Source organism: uncultured Aquabacterium sp. (assembly GCF_913773725.1).
Taxonomy (GTDB): Bacteria; Pseudomonadota; Gammaproteobacteria; order Burkholderiales; family Burkholderiaceae_C; genus Aquabacterium.
Genome location: NZ_CAJYGK010000016.1, coordinates 167,539 through 185,446, shown reverse-complemented (window position 1 = coordinate 185,446; position 17,908 = coordinate 167,539). Strand labels below are relative to the sequence as shown.

Below are 17,908 nucleotides of genomic sequence, written 5' to 3'. Positions count from 1 at the left end.
ATGTCCGCCATGCCGCGCAGCCCTTCGTTCCTGGCCTCGTCCAGGGTGCTCCCCGCCCGCCGGGTGAGCGGGTTCACGCTGGTCGAGGTGCTGGTCGCCTTGATGATCCTGTCCGTGCTGGCGGCCACCGCATGGAAAGGGCTGGATGCCATCAGCAGCGCCCGTGCTGTGGCGGACGACAACCTGCGTCGCACGCTGCGCCTGCAGTCGGTCATGGTGCAGTGGGAGGCCGACATGGCCCAGGTGCTGGACACCCAGGTGGTGCCGGGACTGGAGTACGACGGTGGGGCGATGCGGTTCACGCGGCGGGATCCTGCCGGTGTGCGCGTGGTGGCGTGGGTGGTGCGGGGTGGCCGCTGGGTGCGGTGGGCCAGCCCGGCGGTGACGCGGGTGGGTGAGCTCAAGCAGGCCTGGCGCACGACCTACCAGCTGCAAGGAACCGAGCCGGGGGCCTTGACGGCCTTGTCGGGCGTCGAGCAGTGGCAGGTCTACTGCTTTCGCAATGGCTCGTTGACCAACTGCCAGTCCACCGGCAATGTCGCGCCAGCCGCGCCTTCGGCGTCCGGCGTGCCCGCGGCGGCGCGCCAGCAGCTGCCCGAGGCGGTGCGGCTGCAGCTCGTGTTTGCCGAGGGCAGTGGGCTGAATGGCCGGCTGCAGCGCGACGTGATGCTGTCGCCTCAGCCGAACTGAGGAGCCATGCCAGTGCCGTGGATGCCTCGTTCTGCCAGCCGTTCGCGCCGCAACCAGCGGGGCGCGGCCTTGCTGATGGCCATGGTGATTGTGACGCTGGTGGCCACGTTTGCCGCCTCGATGGTGTGGCAGCAGTGGCGCGCCGTGCAGGTGGAGGGCGCGGAGCGGGTGCGCAGCCAGGCCATGTGGGTGCTCAGTGGGGCACTGGACTGGGCTCGGCTGATCCTCCGTGAGGACGCGCGCAACGGCGGGCCTGACCACCTGGGTGAGGCATGGGCCACCCCGCTGGCCGAGGCCCGGCTGTCGACCTTTCTGGCTGCCGATGCGAGCAACACCGACGACGCCCCGGAGGCCTTTCTCTCCGGGCGGGTCGAGGACGCGACCGCGCGCTACAACCTGCGCAACGTGGTCGACGGCGCCGGTGAACTGGACGTGCGCGAGGTCGCGGTGCTGCGTCGCCTGTGCGAGATGCTGGGGCTGTCGCCGTCTCTGGGCGACGGGCTGGCGGCGAGCTTCCGGCGCGCCTGGCTGGCTCAGCAGACCGGCGATGGCACGATGCTGGCCAAGCTGGGCGGGGAGTCGGAGCAGGCGCAGGCGCCGCTGATGCCGCAGCATGTGGACCAGCTCGTGTGGCTGGGCTTCGACGCCGCCACGGTAGAGCGGCTCCGACCTTATCTGACACTGCTGCCGGACTCGACGGGCGTGAACGTCAACACCGCCCCCAAGGAGGTGATCGCGGCCGTCGTCGAGCGGCTCGACCTGGCCACCGCAGAGCGGTTGGTGCAGGCGCGCCAGCGCAGCGCCTTCAAGGATGTGGCCGAGTTGTCCCGTGTGCTGGATGCGCGCACGCTCGACCTGTCGCGGCTGCGCGTGAACTCGGACTTCTTCGAGGTGCGCGGGCGGCTGCGCCTCGAGGACAACGTGATCGAGCAGCGGCACCTGGTGCAGCGCGTGGGCATGGACGTGCTCGTGCGGCACCAGACCCGCTTCTCCGGACTGGAGCCCACGGCCGGCTCCGGGCAGACCCGGCCTTGACTCGTGGGGGGATGGGACGACCGGCCGTCATCCGCGTATCAATCCGTAAAGGGGTGCTATTTCGGCGCTCCTACAATGCGCAAGCACCTATGCTGGTGCAACCTTCGTACCCGACCCAGCCTGACCCCCGCATTACGGCATGAGCACCCTGATCATCCAACTGCCCGCGCGTGTCCGCCTTCGTGCCGACGCGGAGCAGGACGCTGCCGGCACCCTGCCCGGGGCGACGGCCCGGGAGTTTGCCTACGTGCTCAGCGGCGATGGCGTGAGCGTGACCCGTCAGGGGCGGTGCGTGGCCCCCATGCTGCCCCGCGCCGACAACGTGGTCGCGGTCATGCCGCCTCAGGACCTGAGCTGGCACCGCCTGACGCTGCCCCGTGCGCCCGCCGGCCGCCTGCGGGCGGCGCTGGCGAGCCTGCTCGAAGAGGCCTTGCTGGACGAGCCCGACGACGTGCACCTCGCCGTTGCCCCGGCTGCCAGACCTGGTCAGCCGACCTGGGTGGCGGTGTGCGACCACACCTGGCTCACAGGTCAGATCATGGCGCTGGAGAAGGCCAAGGTGCGGGTGGACCGGGTCGTCCCCGCTGTCTGGCCGGACGAGCCGGCGTCGGCCTACTTTCATCAGCTGGATGGCGACCCGGACGGCGGCGAGAGCAGCGACACGGTGATCACCTGGTCGTCCGCCGAGGGGGTGGCCACGTGGCCGGCGGACGGTTCACTGGCCCGCGCGCTGCTGCCGGATCCCGCGCCTGACGACGCTCGCTGGTTTGCGACCCCGGCCGTGGCTGCGCCGGCCGAGCGCTGGCTGGGGCGGCCTGTCATCGTGCAGACACCTGCCGAGCACATGCTGCAGGCCGCGCGTTCGCTGTGGAACCTGCTGCAGTTCGAGCTGACGCCGCGCAGCAAGGGGCTGCATGCCCTGCGCGATCAGTGGCGCCGCCTGATGAGCCCGCAATGGCGACCGGTGCGAGCCGGCCTCGCCGCGCTGGTGGCGGTGCAGGTCCTGGGCCTCAACCTGTGGGCCTGGCATGAAAAGCGGGATGTGCAGCGTCAGCGTTCCGAGATGGTGCAGCTGCTGAGGCAGGCCCATCCGCAGGTGCAGGTCGTGCTGGACGCGCCCGTTCAGATGCAGAAGGAAACCGAACTGCTGCGTGCCGCTGCCGGCGAGCCGGGGGACAACGACCTGGAGTCGCTGATGGGTGCGGTGGCGGCGGCCTGGCCGGCCGAGCAGGCCTCCCCCTCCTTGCAGTACGACGGCAACAGCCTGACGCTGGGCGCGCCGGCGGGCTGGGGTGCCCCCGAGATCGAGGCGCTGCGCGAGCGACTCCTAGCAGCCGGTGTCGAGCTCGAGGTCGACCCGGCCGGGGGGCGTTTCACCGTGCGCCGGGTGCCGCGCGCCTGATCCCGTTTGATCCTGCAGGACCCCCACGATGGCTTCGATCGATGCATCCACCTCTCTCCAGGGCTTCCGCGAGGCCTTCCACGCGCGCTGGGCGACGATGGCGGCACGCGAGCGTCGCCTGGTGACGGTGGCCCTGTGGCTGGCCGCCTTGGCCGTGCTGGTGCTGGTGGGCATCCGCCCGGCCTGGCGCACCCTGCAGCAGGTGCCCGCGCAACAGCGTGAACTTGGCGTGCAACTCGACCAGATGCGCCGGCTGGCCGACGAGGCCCAGGCGCTGCGGGGGCGCCCACCGGTGCCGCCGGCCCAGGCCGAGGCGGCGCTGCGCGCGGCCAGTGAGCGCCTGGGCGGACGCGCCCGCCTGATGATGCAGGGGGACCGCGCCACGTTGATGCTCGACGGCGTGTCGGGTGACGCGCTGGCCACCTGGCTTGAGGAGGCCCGTGCCGGTGCCCGGGTGCGCCCGCTGGAGGCCACCCTGACGCAGACCTCGCCAGGCACGTACGCGGGCAATGTGGTGGTGGGCCTGGCGCCCGGCCCGACCGCACGCTGAGGATCGCCCCATGGCCTGGCTGTCATCCGCGCGTCGCCCGCCCTCCCGTTTCAAGGGCACAAGTGCGCTCACGACGCGCTGGATGGAGTCCACATTGGAGGTGGCGCGTTGGGAAAAGATGCGCAAGGCGGGGCGCCTGTGGGGCTGGTGGGGCGGTGCGCTCGGCATGCTGCTGGGACTGTCCGTGTTTGCTCCGGCCCCGTGGCTGGCTCAGCTTGTGAGCGGGGCCACCGACGGGCGGCTGTTGCTGGCCGATGCCCGTGGCACGGTGTGGCGCGGCGAGGCCGTGGCCGTGCTGACCGGCGGGGCGGGCAGCCGGGATGCGCGGGCCTTGCCCGGCCGATTGAACTGGACCTTGCGTCCCACGTGGACGGGGTTGCAGCTGCGATTGCAGCAGGGGTGCTGCATGCCTACGCCGGTGCTGGTGCAGATCCGTCCGGGGTGGGGGCGCGTGCAGGCGCGCGTGCTGATGGACGAGGGCGGCACGGCTCCGCCGCGTGACGCCGGCTCCGTGGGGCACTGGCCTGCGGCCTGGCTGAGCGGCCTGGGTACCCCGTGGAATACGCTGGCGCTGGGCGGCGTGCTCCGCCTGGAATCGCGCGGGCTGACGCTGGAGTGGGTGCAGGGGCGCGCGCGCATCGACGGCTCGGCCGCGGTGTCGCTGGACAACGTGTCGTCGCGCGTGACAACGCTCACCCGCCTGGGGTCGTACCGGCTGGACGTGGTCGGTGACGCGCAAGGGCAGTTGCAGATGCGGCTCACGACCCTGGATGGCGCCCTGCTGCTGTCCGGCGAGGGCAGCAGTGGTCCGGGCGGTGTGCGCTTTCGGGGCGAGGCGCGGGCGACGCCCGCCGAGCAGGGCGCACTGGACAACTTGTTGAACATCATCGGTCGGCGCGAAGGCGACCGGTCTGTCATTTCGATCGGATAAGGCATGAAGAAACCCCACCTGCTGAATCGTCCCCGCGCGACGGCGCTGGTCACGGCGCTCGCCGTCGGCCTGGGCCCCGGCGGTCTGATCCCGATCGGATATGCGCACGCCGCCACCCCGTCGACCGTGAAGAAGGCGGCGCCGTCGGTCACGCTCAACTTCGTCAATGCCGAGATCGAAGGGGTGGCCCGTGCCATGGCGGCCATCACCGAGCGCCAGATCATGGTCGACCCCCGGGTCAAGGGCACGATCACGCTCTACAGCGAGCAGCCGCTGACCCCGCGTGAGGCCTATCTGAATTTCCTGGCGGCGCTGCGCGGGCAGGGCTTTGCCGTGGTCGAGGTGCAGGGGCTGCTCAAGGTGGTGCCCGAGGCCGAGGCCAAGCTGCAGACCGGGACGGTGGATGTCGGCACCGTCAAGCGTCAGGGCGACCAGGTGCTGACCCAGATCTTCCGCATCCAGTACGAGAACGCCAACAACCTGGTTGCCGTGCTGCGGCCGCTGATCAGCCCGAACAACACCATCAACGCCAACCCGGGTTCGAACACCCTGGTCATCACCGATTACGCCGACAACCTCAAGCGGTTCGGACAGATGATTGCCGCGCTGGACGTGCCGCAGGCCACAGACATGGAGGCGATTCCGCTGCAGTACGCGATCGCCTCCGACCTCGCTCCGGTGGTGCAGAAGCTGGCCGACAACAGTGCGGGCGGGGGGGCGGTGGCGGGCGGCGGTGCAGGGGGTCAAAGCACCCTGGTCATGGCCGATGTCCGCACCAACACCCTGATGGTGCGGGCGCCGAATGCGGCGCGGATGGCGCTCGTGCGCAACCTGATACAGCGTCTGGACCGACCGGGCACGAGCGGCCTGGGCGGCAGCGGCATCCATGTGGTCTACCTGCGCAATGCGGATGCGGTGAAGCTCGCCCAGGTGCTGCGCGCATCCTTCCCCGGCGGAGGTGGTGCGGCCAGTGGCAGCGCAGGCACCAGCGGCAACCCGACTCCGGGCGGCACGCCGGTGACCGGCGCCACGGGCATGCAGACCGGCCTCGGTTCGCTGGGCAACAGCAGTGGCACCAGCGGGGCTTCTGCCCAGTCCACGGCCCCGGTGGCCGCCTCGGCCCAACCGTCCACGGGTGGCTTCATCCAGGCCGACCCGAGCACCAATTCGCTGATCATCACCGCCACCGATGCGCTGTATCGCCAGCTGCGTGCGGTGATCGACCAGCTCGATGGCCGGCGTGCCCAGATCTACATCGAGGCGATGATCGTCGAGGTCAACGAGAACAAGCTGGCCGAAGCCGGCTTCCAGTGGGCCGCGGCCACCGGCACGAACAACATCGTGGCCGCGGGCACCAGCCTGGCCTCCGGCGGGGTGCCGGGCCTGTTCTCGTTGGCCGGGGCCTCGCGCTCGGCGGTGGCCAGCCTGAGCGGCTTCAACGTCGGCTACCTGCACAAGATGTCGGACGGCACCTACAATCTGGGTGCGCTGGCCACCTTCCTGGAGACCAAGGCCGACGCCAACATCCTCTCCAAGCCCAACATGGTGGCGCTGGACAACGAAGAGGCCAAGATCGTCGTGGGCCGCAACGTGCCCTTCGTGACGGGCTCCTACACCAACGCGACGACCAACAGCTCCGGCTCGGTCAACCCCTTCACCACCATCGAACGCCGCGATGTAGGCCTGACGCTGCGGGTGAAGCCGCAGGTGGGCGAGGGCGGCACCGTGCGCATGACGGTGTTCCAGGAAAAATCCGATGTCGAGTCCGTCAGCTCCACGCAGGGGCCGACCACGACCAAGAGCTCGATCGAGACGACCGTGGTCGTGGACGACGGTCAGACGCTGATCCTGGGCGGCCTGCTCAAGGACCAGTATGGCAACGACGAGTCGCAGGTGCCGTTGCTGGCCGACATCCCGGTGCTCGGCAACCTGTTCAAGAGCCGCTCGCGGGCGCGCAGCAAGACCAACCTGATGGTGTTCCTGCGGCCGGTGGTGTTGCGTTCGCAGGATGCGAGCAACGAGGTGACCCTGAATCGCTACGACTACATGCGCCAGCGCCAGGCCGAGGTAGGGCCGCCGCCGAATGCGGTGCTGCAGGTGCGTGACGCGCCCGTGATGGACCCGCTGAAGTTCAGCAGCGAGCTGACCATGCCCTCGGTGCGCCAGCCGCTGGACGACCCGAACGCCCCGACCCCGACGGTGGTTGTCCCGCCCGATTCGCGCTTTGCGCCGAAGCTGGCGCCCCAGCCGTCCGCCCCGGCGGGTGGCGCGCAGTGAGCGGAGGTCGATGACATGGGCGCCCGCCACCCCCTTCCTTACGCGTTTGCCAAGGCCCACGGCGTCCTGCTGGAGGCGGGCGAGTCGCGTACCACACTGTGGGCCAGCCCGGGCGTGTCGCCTTCGGCGCTGTCCGAGGTGATGCGTCGCTACGTCGTGCATGCGATCGAGCAGGAGCCCGCCGAGACGCTGGGGCAGCGCATTGCCGCGGCCTATGCCGCGGGCGAGGGCAGCGCGGCCGCGGTGGTCGGCGAGGTGGAAAGCGCGGTCGACCTGTCGCGCATGATGCAGGACCTGCCCGCGGTCGAAGACCTGCTGGAGTCCAGCAACGATGCGCCCATCATCCGCATGCTCAACGCCTTGCTGACGCAGGCGGCCAAGGACGGCGCGTCCGACATCCACATCGAGCCGTACGAGCGCTCGTCGGCCGTGCGCTTCCGGGTGGACGGCACGCTGCGCGAGGTGGTGCAACCCAACAAGGCGCTGCACGCGGCACTGATCTCGCGCCTGAAGATCATGGCCGAGCTCGACATCTCCGAGAAACGCCTGCCGCAGGACGGCCGCATCAGCCTGCGCATCGGCGGCCGCGCGGTGGACGTGCGGGTGTCGACCCTGCCGTCCGCCCATGGCGAACGCGCGGTGCTGCGGATCCTGGACAAGGGCGACACCAGCAAGTTCACGCTCGAGTCACTGGGCATGAGCGGCGAGTCGCTGGCGCAGTTCAAGCGCCTGCTGCGCCAGCCGCACGGCATCGTGCTGGTGACGGGCCCCACCGGTTCCGGCAAGACGACGACGCTGTACGCGGGCCTGAGCACGGTCGATGCCGCGACCACCAACGTGCTGACCGTGGAAGACCCGGTCGAATACGAGCTGCCCGGCATCGGCCAGACCCAGGTCAACGCCAAGATCGAGCTGACGTTCGCCAAGGCCCTGCGCGCCATCCTGCGCCAGGACCCGGACGTCATCATGATCGGTGAAATCCGCGACTTCGAAACCGCGCAGATCGCTGTGCAGGCGTCCCTCACGGGCCACCTGGTGCTGGCCACGCTGCACACCAACGACGCACCCAGCGCCGTCACGCGCCTGACCGACATGGGCATCGAGCCCTTCCTGCTGTCGAGCTCGCTGCTGGGTGTGCTGGGCCAGCGCCTGGTGCGCAAGCTGTGCGTGCACTGCAAGCGCGAGGACGAGCAGGGCCGCTGGCACCCGGTCGGCTGCCCCGAATGCGGCATGAGCGGCTACAAGGGCCGAACCGGTGTGTATGAGCTGATGGTGGCCGACGACGAGTTGCGCGCGCTCATCCATGCACAGGCGGCGGAGGCCACGCTGTTCGAGCACGCCCAGCGCCACGGCATGAAGACCATGCGCGACGACGGCGACCGCCTGGTCGCCGAAGGCGTGACCTCGCTGGAAGAAGTCCTGCGGGTGACCCGCGAGTAAGCGCCCCACGGAACGACCACCATGCCCGCCTACCGTTTCGAAGCGCTGGATGCCGCCGGCAAGACCGTCAACGGCCTGGTCGATGCCGACAACCCCAAGTCTGCCCGCAGCCAGCTGCGCGGACAGGCGCTGGTGCCGCTCAAGGTCGAGCCGGTGGTCCATGCCGACAAGGCCGGTGGCGAAGGCGGTGGCCGGGCCTTGTTCAGCCGCCGGGTGTTCAACGCCTCGGCGCTGGCGATCTGGACGCGCCAGCTCTCGGGCCTGGTCGTGGCCGGCCTGCCGCTGGAGCGCGCGCTCACCGCGCTGGCCGACGAGGCCGAAGACCCGCGCCAGCGCGAGCTGGTGTCGCACCTGCGTGCCGAGGTCAACGCGGGTGCCCCCTTTGCGCAGGCGTTGTCGGGTTCTCCGCGTGAATTCGACGACGTCTACCGCGGTGTGGTGGCCGCCGGCGAGCAGAGCGGCCAGCTCGGTGCGGTGCTGGACAAGCTGGCCACCGACCTTGAAGAACAGCAGGCCCTGAAGGCCCGGCTGGTGGGGGCCACGCTGTACCCGGCCATCGTGTCGCTGTTTGCGGTGGTGATCGTGGTGGCGCTGCTGGTGTTCGTGGTGCCGCAGGTGGCCCAGGTGTTTTCCAGCAGCAAACGGGCGCTGCCCATGCTGACCCAGTTCATGCTGGGCCTGAGTGCTTTCATGCGCCAGTGGGGCTGGTTGCTGGCGCTGGTGCTGGGCGCAGGACTGGGGGGCATCCTGGCCGGGCGTCGCAACGAGGGCTTCCGGCTCAAGTTCGATGCCTTCTGGCTGGGCCTGCCCATCCTGGGCCGGCTGGCCCGTGGCTACAACGCCGCCCGCTTTGCCGGCACGCTGGCCATGCTGGCGGGTTCCGGGGTGCCCATCCTCAAGGCGCTGCAGGCCGCGGCCGAAACGCTGTCGAACCGGGCGATGCGGGCCGATGCCATGGACGCGCTGGTGCAGGTGCGCGAGGGCGCACCGCTGGCCTCCGCGCTGGCGGCCAAGAAGCGCTTTCCCGGCTTGCTGGCCATGTTCGCGCGTCTGGGAGAGCAGACCGGTCAGTTGCCCCTGATGCTGCAGCGGGCGGCCAACCAGCTCGGGGCCGAAGTGCAGCGCCGGGCGCTCGCCATCGCGACCGTGCTCGAGCCCTTGCTCATTGTCGCCATGGGGCTGATCGTGATGCTGATCGTGATGTCGGTGATGTTGCCGATCATGCAAATGAACACGTGGGTGAAGTGAGTCCTCTTCGCTTTCTCCGTTAGCATCGCGGCAAATGTAATTTTTTGTCTCGCCTGTGCCGGCATGAAACTCCTGTTGATCGACGACCATCCGCTTTTCCGTGACGGGCTGAGCATGCTGATTACCCATCGCCTCAGCCTGCCGGGCGGGGCCTTGCAGGTGCTGCAGGCGGGGGACCTGCAGCAGGCTGCGCGTGTCCTGGACGAGCACCCGGACGTGGGGCTGGCCCTGCTCGACCTGAGCCTGCCGCCAGACTGCCACGGGGTGCGCACGCTGGAGCGTTGGCGTGGCATGGCGCCCGGCATTCCGGTCGTGGTGCTCTCTGCCGATGACAGGCCGGACACCATCATCTCGGCCATCGATGCCGGGGCGTCGGGCTTCATCCCCAAGACGGTGCAGGCCAGCGTGATGCAGGAGGCACTGTCGCGCGTGGTGGCGGGCGGTGTTTACCTGCCCCCCTTGCCGGGCAGCTATGGCATTGGCGTGGGCCACAACGACTGGGACGACGACCTCAGCGAGGACGGGCCGCTCAATGCGATGGGGCTGTCGAGCCGCCAGATCGACGTGCTGCGCCTGCTGGTCGAGGGCAAGGCCAACAAGGAGATCTGCCGGCAGCTGAGCCTGTCGGAGTCCACAGTCAAGACCCACCTGGCAGCCATCTTCCGCAAGCTGAAGGTGAACTCACGTACCCAGGCGGTGGTGGCAGTGGCCAAGGCGGGGTTGAGCCTCAAGACCTGATTTCATTGGCATCGGCCGAATGGCGGATGGTGGGCGGCGCCGCCCGACGTTACTCTGGAAGCTGTTTCGGACGCTGTCATCACGTCACACGCGGGCCATGGTCTCCTGGATCATGGCCCGCATTTTTATGGCGCTGAAGGGTTTGTGCAGCACGGGTAGGCCGGAGCGCGCCAACTCGGTCAGCCGCTCGGGCGCCGTGTCGCCGGTGATGACGATCAGCGGCGTCTGCGGTTGTCGCGCCCTCAACCAGCCCGCCAGCTCCCGGGCAGTGCCATCGGGCAGGCGGTGGTCGCTGATGGCGAGATCCCAGGGGCGGGCCAGCAGCGGGCGTGTTTCGTCCAGGCTGGCGGTCGCCTGAACCTGCAGTCCCCAGCCTGACAGCAAATGCGTCAGGCTCGCGCGTATCTCGGCTTCGTCTTCCACCAGCAGCACGCGCCAGGGAGGCAGTGCGCTGCGCTCCGGGGCTGTGGCGTCGCGGGCCGGGTGCAGGGACGGCTGCGCTGCCAGGTCGGCCGCTTCGGGCACGGTCAGCGTGAAGCAGGTGCCCCGGCCTGGCACGGACACCAGGCTCAGCTCGTGCCCCAGCAGTTGCACGGCACGGCGGACGATGGCCAGGCCCAACCCCAGCCCCTGGTGGCGGTCGCGGGCCGGGTTGCCCAATTGCACGAATTCCTCGAACACCCGGGCCTGATCGGCGGCCGGGATGCCGGGGCCGGTGTCGCGCACCTGGATCTGCAAACGTCCGCGCCGGCGTCGGACGGAAACCAGGACGCTGCCTCGTTCGGTGTGTCTCACCGCATTGCCCACCAGGTTGCGCAGGACCTGCTCCAGCAGCACCGGGTCACTCCAGGCACGCTGCCCCCCGACCCGCACGCGCAACGACAGTCCCTTGTGCTGCGCGGCGTCGGCCTCGTGGCTCGCGATGCTGCTGATCAGCTCGGCCAGGCGGACCGCGCGGGGTTGGACTTCGACCGTGCCGGCGTCCAGCCGGGACAGGTCCAGCAGGCCCTTGAGCAGGCTTTCCATCGACACCACCGCGTGGGTGAGCCGGTCGCTGAGGTCGCGGGCCTGTGGGTCGGTCAGCCGGTCTCGCAGCAGGTCGTTCAGCAGGCCGATGGCGGCAACCGGCTGGCGCAGGTCGTGGCTGGCGGCGGCCAGGAATCGGCTCTTGGCGGCGTTGGCCTCGGCGAGTTCCCGGGTGCGTTCGGCCACCTTCTGCTCCAGCGTGGCGTTGTTCGCTTCGATGGTGTTGAAGGCGTGAACCACCCGACCGACGACGACCAGGGTGAAGGGGGCGAGCGCCAGCGGGATGGCCCAAGCCAGCCAGTTGACGGCTTCGACATGCCCCATCTGTCGGATGGCAAGGTAGTCATGCAGCCCGGCGCCCAGCACGCAGGCCAGGCCCAGGGCGAGGTAGCGCTGCGGAACGGCCTGCTCGGGGGCCCCGGTCCGCAGCAGCAGGGGCAGCGAAGGCAGGGCCATGGCGATCAGCAGCGGCTGCAGGACGCGGCGGGTGGTGTCGAGCATCGGGTCCCAGGGCAGCGTCAGCAGGCCCAGGAGCGGAATGACGGGCACGGCCAGGTACAGCAGCAGCCCGTACCAGCGCTGACGCCGACGGGTGAAGGTCATGGCAAACCACCCCATCAGCCAGACGCTGAAGGCGTGGGCCGTGAGATGCAGCCATGAGTTCACCTGGGGCGAGACCAGATCCAACTCGACGAAATAGCTGATGTTGCGGCCGGCGGTGATCATGTACAGCAGCCCGAACAGACCGATGGCCCGCTCTTCCCGCCGCTGCCACCACAGCGCAATCAGGAACACGGAAAAGGCCACGCAGGCGACATTCAGGCCCACCGGCACCCAGCGTTGCAGCGCCTGAAGGCGGGCAAAGTCGGGAGCAAGCAGGGCGCGAGGCCCGATGGCTGGCGCCAGCATGCCCCCTTGCGTCTTGCACCCGACGTCCACCACCAGCGTGTTCTCGCCAGTGCGCAGCAGGGCGGCCGGGACGGCGATCAGGTAGCCCGACGGAAAGGACAGGGCCCCCGTCTCGTTCATCGTGACGTGCAGGTGTTCGCCGTTGAGCCGGATGATGTGCGACTGACACAGCCGGTCGAGTCGCAGCGACCAGGGGCGCACGCGCGCATCCGCAAGCTGCGCCGGCGTCACCAGGAAGCGCGAGGCATAGCGGGCCCTGCCCGTCGTGGGCAGGCCGTCCTGCCGCCAGACGTGCGGCAGGGTCACATTGCGCTGTACAGGCAGGCCATCCGGCGGGGCGGCCGTCAGTTCGTGTGACAGCCACGGTACCGATCCCTGCGTGTCGCGGTGGCCGGGCCAGGCCGCCATGGCCCACAGCACCGCAATGCCCAGCATCACCCACCACCACCATCGCCCCAGCCGGTCCAGCATCCGCGTGGCGGCATACGGCTGGGCCGCCACGGTCTCGGTCTTTGTCACTGTGTTGTTGCTCCCTGACGGGCTGTGCGGTTGCGCACGGCCCACCCTCCATTGTGCGTACAGCAGCGCGGCAGCTTCGGGCCAACCCGGTGGATCGGCCGTCAGTCTGGTGATATGACGGGAATCAGGCCCCCAAGTCGACATGACAGCATGGCGCAGCGCTTGCTTCAATGTCGACGTGAGCACCTGGTTGTCTGGAGGACTGGCATGAGCCATTGCACCGAACTGGTTCCCATCGCGAACGAGGCATCCCCCCGGGGGCGCATCCCGATCGCCCACATGCGGCCGGTCTACCGGCTCGACGAGGTGGAGCGCAGGCTGGGCAAATTGCCCCCGCGCGACCACGAAAGCCTGCGCGCCACCTACGAGCGCATGCTGGAAAAAGGCGCCGAACGCTTCCAGGTCAAGCCCTCCGGGCTGCCGGCGATGTCCCACCTGTATGACGAGCTGCCCAACTTCCACGAGGTGCTCGACGACCTGCGGCGCCAGCTGGCGCTGTGCAGCGACAGCCGGGACGCCCTCGAGATCACGCCCATGCTGCTGCTCGGGCCGCCCGGCGTGGGCAAGACCCATTTCGCCCGCGAGGTGGCCCAGCTGCTGGGCACCGGCCTTGGCTTTGTCTCCATGAGCTCGATGACGGCTGGCTGGGTGCTGTCCGGGGCGTCGAGCCAGTGGAAGGGCGCGCGCCCGGGCAAGGTTTTCGAAACCCTGGTCGATGGGCAGTACGCCAACCCCGTCATGGTGGTCGACGAGATCGACAAGGCCGGTGGCGAGCACGCCTACGACCCGCTGGGCTCGCTCTACAGCCTGCTGGAGCACGACACCGCCGGCAGCTTCACCGACGAGTTCGCCGAGGTGCCGGTCGATGCCAGCCAGGTGATCTGGGTGGCCACCGCCAACGACGCGCGCCAGATCCCGGACCCCATCCTCAACCGGATGAACGTGTTCGAGGTGGCCATGCCGGACGAGGACGCGGCCCGCAAGATCGCTGCGCGCCTGTACCGCAGCATCCGCGACCACCACGATTGGGGTTCGCGCTTCGCCTCCGAGCCCGGCGAGGTCGTGCTGGAGGCCCTGGGCCGGCTGGCGCCGCGTGAGATGCGGCGCGCGCTGATGACCGCCTTCGGCAACGCCAAGCTCGACGGGCGCGATGCCATCGAGCCGCGCGACCTGCCGGAGCAGGGCGGCAAGCGCAGTCCGATCGGCTTCATGCACTGAGGCGTTTGCGTCGCCCCTGGCTCGTCTGTTGAGCGACCAGGGGGCTATCATGGGGTCATGCCTGCCTCTCTGGACGGCCAGCTGGTCGTCGCCATCTCATCGCGTGCGCTGTTCGATTTCGAAGAGGAGAACCGCCTCTTTGAAGGCAGTGACGACCGCGCCTACATGCGCCTCCAGCAGCAACGGCTCGACGAGCCTGCGCGGCCGGGCGTGGCGTTCTCGCTCGTGCGCAAGCTGCTGGCCTTCAATGCACCCGGCCGGCCGCGGGTCGAGGTCGTGATCCTCTCGCGCAACGACCCGGTCTCGGGCATGCGCGTGTTCCGATCGGCCCGCCATTACGGTCTGCCGATCGAGCGTGGCGTGTTCACCCGCGGTGAGGCCCCCTGGCGCTATCTGCGTCCCCTGCACGCCAACCTGTTCCTGTCGGCCAACGAGGCCGATGTGCGTCAGGCCCTGGGCGCGGGCGTGCCGGCCGCGCGGGTGCTGCCGCACGCCGCCCGCGCGGGCGAGGCCCACCCGAACGAAGTCCGCATCGCCTTCGACGGCGACGCCGTGCTGTTTTCCGACGAGGCGGAGTTGGTCTATGCGCAGGACGGGCTCGACGCCTTCCAGCGCCATGAGGTGGAACGCGCCGCCTTGCCCCTGCCGGACGGCCCTTTCAAACCGCTGCTGTTGGCGCTGCATGCCTTGCAGCAGGCCCCGGCCGACCATGAAGCGGCCACCGGTCAGGCGGCGCAACTGGCGCCCATGCGCGTGCGCACGGCACTGGTCACCGCGCGGGGTGCCCCGGCGCACGAGCGTGCGCTGCGCACCCTGATGAACTGGGGCATCGACGTGGACGAGGCCATGTTCCTGGGCGGGCTGCCCAAGGGCGCCTTCCTGCGCGAGTTCGAGCCCGATTTCTTCTTCGACGACCAGACCGGTCATGTCGACAATGCCGCACCCCATGTGCCCGCCGGACACGTGGCGGCCGGCGTGCGCAACCTGGAGGCCCACCATGCCGGATGACCTCGGTGATTTCTTTGCCATGCCCGCCTACAAGCCCGACGAAGCATTGGTGACGCTGCGGCGCGCGCTGCGCGAGTGCCGCCCGCTGGTCGAGCAGCCGGGCAGCACCCCGGTGCGCTTCACGTGGCAGGGGCTGCCGGCGATCGAGTTGGCCCGCACCGAAGGTGCGCCTACCCTGTCGGTGGCGCTGGTCAAGCGCCCGGCCCAGCGGCCGGACTGGGTACGGCGCCCCCTGGCCTCATCGGCCGAACAGCGGCAGTGGCTGGACGAAGTACGCCGCGCGCTGGCCCGCTGGGACCACGACGACTGACGGCCTCAGCCCCGCCGAGAGTGGCTCAGGCCGCTTCCTTGCGCATCTTCGCGCGGAACAGGTCGGCAATGCTCACCTCCTGCGGCCCGCGGATCAGCTCGAAGGGCTCGCCGGCCGCGATCGTGCCGGGCACCCGCACCGACAGGTAGAAGCCGCACCAGCCCGACTGCGCCATCATCTTCAGCGCCTGCGGAAAGCCCATCACCGCGGCGAACTTGTAGCAAGGCCGCCGGGGCTCGCTGATCGCCAGCGTGCAGTCCGGGAACTTCAGCAGGTCGCCGATGTAGGCGTCCGATTCCAGCAGTCCGGTGATCGTGAGGTTCTCGCCGGGCAGGCCGATGGGCAGGGGCGCACCCCACTCCTGCACGCCGGCCTGCGCCCGCACCGTTTCCCAGAAGGCGTAGTGCTCGTGCGGATAGGCGTACACCGCCTTGCTGACGCCGCCATGCACCGTCAGGTCGGCCTGCTCGTCCCCCTCCAGGCCCAGCGCCTTCACGGCCACCCGCGTGGGCATGTCGGGCGAACCGACCGGGCGCTTGCCGATGCCGGTGAGGATGCGCCGCCCCTCGATCATCATGGGCTGCGTCTGGGCGACGTTGACGGACAGCACGCGGCGAACGAGGGACATGGGCAACTCCTGCACGAACGGAGCGCCGAGCATAACCGCCGCGCCCGTGACGTCGGCGCGCCGCCTGCCATGCACCGCTCAGCGCCAGGGGAACACGTTGATCGCCATCGCCTTGAGGCCGACCACGCACGGCTGCCCGGGTGCCCAGCCCATCTGCTGGATGGATTTGCGGGTCAGCAAGGCCCACAGCGTGGCGGGCGGTGCCTGCGTCGGCTCGCTCGGGTCTGCCGCGCGGTCGAGCTCGACGACCACCGCACCATAAATCCCGTGCTCGCCGGCCAGCATGATCTGAGCGACCCGCCCGCGCAGGTGGTTGCTCACGCTGGTGTCGCTCGGGGGGTGGCGATGCAAGGCGACGTCACGTGCCCGCAGCTTGACCCGGACCCGGCTGCCAACGGGGTGCAGCATGGCGGGCACCGTCAGGCGCTGGCCGCCGACATCGACCTCGCTGAGCAGCCAGCTGACATCGTGCCGTTTCACCACCCCATCCAGCACGGTGCCGGCGTGCTCGCCCTCCAGAAAGGACGACAGCGAGACATCGGACAGGATGTGGGGGGCAGGCCCCGCGCTGGCCATGCGCCCTTCGTGCAGCACGACGATCTCGTCGGCGAGCTGGATGACCTCGTCCATGCGCGGGCTCACCAGCACCAGGGGCAAGGGCTGGCGAGCGGGCAGCTGGGCCAGCAAGGCCAGCAGCGGCGGGCGCGCCTCGGTCGGCACACGGGCCAGCGGGTCGTCCAGCAGCAGGGCATGGGGATGGGCCAGCAGGGCGCGGCCCAGCGCCACCCGGAAGGCGTCGGCCGCAGACAGCTGGGTGGCACGGTGTTGCAACAGGGGTTCGATGGCCAGCCAGCGGGCGATCTCCTCCAGGCGCGGCCCCCGGTCGCCCCCGCCCACGCGGTGGCCGTACATCAGGTTGCCCTGCACGGTCAGGTGGGGGAACAGATGCGCTTGCCCATCGACCCAGCCCAGGCGGCGCACATGGGGCGGCAGATTCAGGCCGGTGGCCGCGTCGTACAGCGGGTCGGCGCCGAGCGTCACACGCCCCCCGATGGCGGGCAGCAGCCCGGCCGTTGCCATCAGCAGGGCGGTCTTGCCGGCCCCGGGGCGGCCCACAAGTGCACACACGCGCCCGGGGGGCACGCGGAACTGGGCCTGGATGTCGAGCCCCGGTCGCTGCAGGCGCAGGGCCACGCCCAGGGCCCGTGGCAAGGGCTGGCCGCGCTCACCCATGGTGGGCGTTCCAGGCCGCTGAGGCCTCACGGCCGAGCCGCTGCCAGCGCGCGCGGCTCCATTCGCTGACCAGGGTGGCCAGCACGGACACGGCCAGCGCCACCCATGCCAGGCGGTTGCCCAGCGGGCTGTCGGCTGGTCCCATTTCGCTGGCCAATGCCAGGGGCACCGAGAGGGGCAGGTCTCCGGCGCCCTGAGGGAGCCGGGTGACGAGCACGATGGCTGCCCCCGTTTCCCCCCAGGCCGCTGCCCACCCCAGGGCCATGGCAGACACCACCGCCGGCCAGGCCGCTGGCAGGGTCACGGTCCACCAGGCTTGCCATGCACTGGCGCCCAGCGTGCGTGCCACCGGCACCCGCATCGGATCCTGTACGGCGAAAGCCGGGCGCAGCGCGCGCACCATCAGCGGCAGGGTCAGGACACAGGCAGCCAGGGTCAGCCCTGTCGGCATCCATTCGGCGGTACCACCGGGCAGTGACGCCGCCCAGGCGCCGACGGGCGCGCGATGCGAGAGCAGGCCAGCGAGGCCCAGGCCCACGATGGCGGGTGACAGCACCATGGGCGCAAGCAGGACCGTGCTGAGCCACACGCCGCTCCGCCCTTGCACCCGGTTCGTCCAGTTCGCCAGGGCCACGGCAAGGGGCGTGCACAACGTCACGGCAAGGCAGGCAATCAGGGCGCTGGTCCGCAGCGCGGCCAGTTCGGTCGGCGTCATGGGCGCGGGCGTCCGGGTGGGTGACGAGGCT

Annotated in this window: 16 protein-coding genes; 12 read left to right on the top strand and 4 right to left on the bottom strand. The window is 70.0% G+C overall.

Translation table 11 applies throughout. The annotated features are described in order from the left end of the window. The 9 genes from QZ709_RS01930 (at position 1) to QZ709_RS01890 (ending at position 10,311) form a co-directional block, all read left to right on the top strand. Positions 1 to 690: a prepilin-type N-terminal cleavage/methylation domain-containing protein gene (locus QZ709_RS01930; RefSeq protein WP_294635675.1), complete on the top strand. Its 690-nt coding sequence runs from the start codon at positions 1 to 3 to the stop codon at positions 688 to 690. A 21-nt stretch (positions 691 to 711) separates the two neighbouring features. Further along, complete coding sequence (gspK, locus tag QZ709_RS01925; RefSeq protein WP_294635674.1) at positions 712 to 1,725, top strand: type II secretion system minor pseudopilin GspK; 1,014 nt, start codon at positions 712 to 714, stop codon at positions 1,723 to 1,725. Positions 1,726 to 1,864: 139 nt separating this feature from the next. Continuing rightward, positions 1,865 to 3,127, top strand: a complete 1,263-nt coding sequence (gspL, locus tag QZ709_RS01920; RefSeq protein ID WP_294635673.1) for a type II secretion system protein GspL — start codon at positions 1,865 to 1,867, stop codon at positions 3,125 to 3,127. A gap of 28 nt (positions 3,128 to 3,155) precedes the next feature. Further along, positions 3,156 to 3,677: a type II secretion system protein GspM gene (gene gspM, locus QZ709_RS01915; protein WP_294635672.1), complete on the top strand. Its 522-nt coding sequence runs from the start codon at positions 3,156 to 3,158 to the stop codon at positions 3,675 to 3,677. A gap of 10 nt (positions 3,678 to 3,687) precedes the next feature. Then, complete coding sequence (gene gspN / locus QZ709_RS01910; protein WP_294635671.1) at positions 3,688 to 4,608, top strand: type II secretion system protein N; 921 nt, start codon at positions 3,688 to 3,690, stop codon at positions 4,606 to 4,608. 3 nt (positions 4,609 to 4,611) lie between these two features. Beyond that, positions 4,612 to 6,885 (top strand): type II secretion system secretin GspD, encoded by a 2,274-nt coding sequence (gspD, locus tag QZ709_RS01905; RefSeq protein WP_294635670.1) that lies wholly within the window; start codon positions 4,612 to 4,614, stop codon positions 6,883 to 6,885. Between the two features lie 15 nt (positions 6,886 to 6,900). Further along, positions 6,901 to 8,325, top strand: coding sequence for a type II secretion system ATPase GspE (gene gspE, locus QZ709_RS01900; RefSeq protein ID WP_294635669.1), 1,425 nt, complete (start codon positions 6,901 to 6,903; stop codon positions 8,323 to 8,325). Between the two features lie 21 nt (positions 8,326 to 8,346). Further along, on the top strand, positions 8,347 to 9,573 hold the full coding sequence (gene gspF / locus QZ709_RS01895; protein ID WP_294635668.1) for a type II secretion system inner membrane protein GspF: 1,227 nt from the start codon (positions 8,347 to 8,349) through the stop codon (positions 9,571 to 9,573). A 63-nt stretch (positions 9,574 to 9,636) separates the two neighbouring features. Continuing rightward, on the top strand, positions 9,637 to 10,311 hold the full coding sequence (locus QZ709_RS01890) for a response regulator transcription factor (RefSeq protein WP_294635667.1): 675 nt from the start codon (positions 9,637 to 9,639) through the stop codon (positions 10,309 to 10,311). Positions 10,312 to 10,395: 84 nt separating this feature from the next. Here the strand turns inward: QZ709_RS01890 and QZ709_RS01885 are convergent, their stop codons facing one another. Next, on the bottom strand, positions 10,396 to 12,765 hold the full coding sequence (locus QZ709_RS01885) for an ATP-binding protein (protein WP_294635666.1): 2,370 nt from the start codon (positions 12,763 to 12,765) through the stop codon (positions 10,396 to 10,398). Positions 12,766 to 12,972: 207 nt separating this feature from the next. Between QZ709_RS01885 and QZ709_RS01880 the strand changes: the two genes are divergently transcribed. From QZ709_RS01880 to QZ709_RS01870, 3 genes are read left to right on the top strand one after another with little or no spacing between them, the layout of a single operon-like run. Further along, positions 12,973 to 13,983 carry an AAA family ATPase gene (locus QZ709_RS01880; protein WP_294635665.1) on the top strand — a complete coding sequence of 337 codons (1,011 nt, stop codon included), beginning with the start codon at positions 12,973 to 12,975 and terminating at the stop codon, positions 13,981 to 13,983. 57 nt (positions 13,984 to 14,040) lie between these two features. Then, positions 14,041 to 14,991: a 5'-nucleotidase gene (locus QZ709_RS01875; RefSeq protein WP_294635664.1), complete on the top strand. Its 951-nt coding sequence runs from the start codon at positions 14,041 to 14,043 to the stop codon at positions 14,989 to 14,991. Further along, positions 14,981 to 15,301, top strand: a complete 321-nt coding sequence (locus QZ709_RS01870; protein ID WP_294635663.1) for a hypothetical protein — start codon at positions 14,981 to 14,983, stop codon at positions 15,299 to 15,301. Before QZ709_RS01875 ends, QZ709_RS01870 begins: the two co-directional genes overlap by 11 nt. Positions 15,302 to 15,326: 25 nt before the next feature. On the opposite strand, the gene QZ709_RS01865 is transcribed toward QZ709_RS01870, so the two are convergent. From QZ709_RS01865 to QZ709_RS01855, 3 genes are all read right to left on the bottom strand, one after another. Beyond that, complete coding sequence (locus QZ709_RS01865; RefSeq protein WP_294635662.1) at positions 15,327 to 15,929, bottom strand: MOSC domain-containing protein; 603 nt, start codon at positions 15,927 to 15,929, stop codon at positions 15,327 to 15,329. Between the two features lie 78 nt (positions 15,930 to 16,007). After that, a complete protein-coding gene (locus QZ709_RS01860; RefSeq protein WP_294635661.1) occupies positions 16,008 to 17,162 on the bottom strand; it encodes an ATP-binding cassette domain-containing protein in 1,155 nt (384 codons plus the stop codon). After that, positions 17,155 to 17,877, bottom strand: coding sequence for a molybdenum ABC transporter permease (locus tag QZ709_RS01855; protein WP_294635660.1), 723 nt, complete (start codon positions 17,875 to 17,877; stop codon positions 17,155 to 17,157). Before QZ709_RS01855 ends, QZ709_RS01860 begins: the two co-directional genes overlap by 8 nt. Positions 17,878 to 17,908 lie beyond the last annotated feature (31 nt).